The 332-nt window shown below is 53.0% G+C and carries 1 protein-coding gene; it reads left to right on the top strand.

Features of this window, described 5'->3' with window-relative positions; all coding sequences use genetic code 11:
- The coding region (locus SB658_RS22680) for a P-type ATPase actuator domain-containing protein (protein WP_486308203.1) at positions 1-332 on the top strand (332 nt) is incomplete at both ends.

Genomic DNA, 332 nt, shown 5'->3' with positions numbered 1-332 from the left:
GGGCGGAAGGCGCAGTTCTTATCTTTATTTTTTCGTTAAGCGGCGCGCTCGAAACATATACGATGAATAAAAGCAGCCGTGATTTAACATCCTTGATGAAACTGGAACCGGAGGAAGCGACCCTGCTTGCGGACGGACGGGAAAAGCGGGTGCCGGCTGCTGAACTTAAGATCGGTGACATGATCGTCATTAAGCCGGGCGAACGCGTAGCGGCAGACGGGATTATTGAGTCTGGCGTGACGAGCCTCGATGAATCGGCGCTGACGGGTGAAGCGATGCCGGCGGAAAAAACAGCAGGAGATTCTGTGTTTACAGGAACGGTAAACGGAAAC

The sequence above is a fragment of the Bacillus sp. SIMBA_008 genome (genome assembly GCF_046535495.1).
Lineage (GTDB): Bacteria > Bacillota > Bacilli > Bacillales > Bacillaceae > Bacillus > Bacillus subtilis.
This window is presented reverse-complemented; position numbering and strand designations above follow the sequence as displayed.